The sequence below is a fragment of the Mesorhizobium sp. M7A.F.Ca.CA.002.05.1.1 genome, from assembly GCF_003998335.1.
Taxonomy (GTDB): Bacteria; Pseudomonadota; Alphaproteobacteria; order Rhizobiales; family Rhizobiaceae; genus Mesorhizobium.
Genome location: NZ_RZQI01001219.1, coordinates 1 through 1,365, shown reverse-complemented (window position 1 = coordinate 1,365; position 1,365 = coordinate 1). Strand labels below are relative to the sequence as shown.

Here is a 1,365-nt window from a genome sequence, read left to right as displayed (position 1 = left end):
GGTCGGTGAAGACCACGGCCACAACGTCGTCGTGCCGCCGACGCTGATCACCCAGAAGGACCTCATCGACAAGGACATCAAGAACATGGAGGACCTGTCGGCCAAGCTGCCGCAGTTCGCCCATGCCGATGTCGCGATGCCGGCCTGGATGCCGAACCCGAACGCGAAGTAGGTTTCGTTATCGAAGGCCGCCTGCAGCCGCTTGCTGCAGGCGGCCTTTTGCTGAATATCTGCAGCCGGCGCCAGGCTCCGGCCCAAGGTACGGTGCTTATATGGAAGTCCAGGCGGCAATCGAGGAAGACCTGTCCGGCGCCGTCGCCGGAACCTTGTTTCGATGCCCGCAGTGACGAGGCTGATTCGAGGCTGGGAACCAGGGCCTGGAAACACATTCTAGAGTTGCTGTAGCAGGGGTTTCGCGGCGGCCGAAGGATGCTGGTCGTTCCAGAAGTCGAGCACAGTCGAGATTATTGCCTCCGGCGCGTCTTCCTGAACGAGATGTTTGGCATTTGGAACCGTGATGAACGGCGCACCGGGAATGCGGCGCGCGAGTTCTCGCCCGTCGTCGAGCGGAATCCACTCGTCGTCTTCACCCCACAGGATCGTCACAGGGCAACGTATCTCGTCGTATCGCCACTCGACCTCTCGACTGTACTTGTCGTCCATCTGTGCGATCTGACGCCAAAAAGCCTTCTGTCCCTCGTCTCCAAGCCATGGCTGCAGATAGAGCTGCATTTCGTCCGCGCGCAATGCGTTCGCGACAGCGCCGCCAATATAGGCGCGAAGCATGGCTTCATGGATATAGGCGGGCAGACTGGCAAACGCTTTCTCGTGTTCTTTTGCCGCTTGAACCAAGGGCGATCCCTGAGGGCTGATCGCGACCGGATCAATCAGCACCAGAGAGCGATAATCGAGCCCATTGAGCAGGTGGCCGCGCAACGCGACGGAGCCGCCGAAGTCATGCGCCACGATGTCTGGCCACTCCAGCTCCCAGTGAGCGTAGAGCGCCGCGAACAACTCGTTTTGAATGCCGCGCGACACGTCCGCGTCGGGCTTGGCGGATTGCCCGTAGCCGAGCATGTCAAAATAGTAGATCCGGCGCCGCTGCCCGAGCCAAGCTGCAATGCGCCGCCATTCCACCGACGAGAACGGGGTACCATGAAGCAAGACCGCCGGCGGGCCGTCGCCGATCGCTCCCCATGCGATCGGGTGACCCGAAAAAATAAAGCGTTCGGGCAGGGACCAGTCATCGGTTGGCATGAGGGAACTCCCGGCAACAATTTAGCTGCTTGACCTTGCTCGATCTCAATGGTCGGTCGGGTCGAAAGTTCCCAACCGCCCCTTCTCGAGCAAGCTTCGGAGTTGCAC

At 60.6% G+C, this 1,365-nt stretch carries 1 protein-coding gene and 1 pseudogene; one reads left to right on the top strand and one right to left on the bottom strand.

Going from position 1 to position 1,365, the window contains the following annotated elements; genetic code table 11:
• Window positions 1-172 (top strand): annotated as a pseudogene (locus EN939_RS39525) (LacI family transcriptional regulator); the annotation flags it as partial.
• A 218-nt stretch (window positions 173-390) separates the two neighbouring features.
• Here the strand turns inward: EN939_RS39525 and EN939_RS34275 are convergent.
• Window positions 391-1,257: an alpha/beta fold hydrolase gene (locus EN939_RS34275; protein ID WP_127270083.1), complete on the bottom strand. Its 867-nt coding sequence runs from the start codon at window positions 1,255-1,257 to the stop codon at window positions 391-393.
• Window positions 1,258-1,365: the final 108 nt, after the last annotated feature.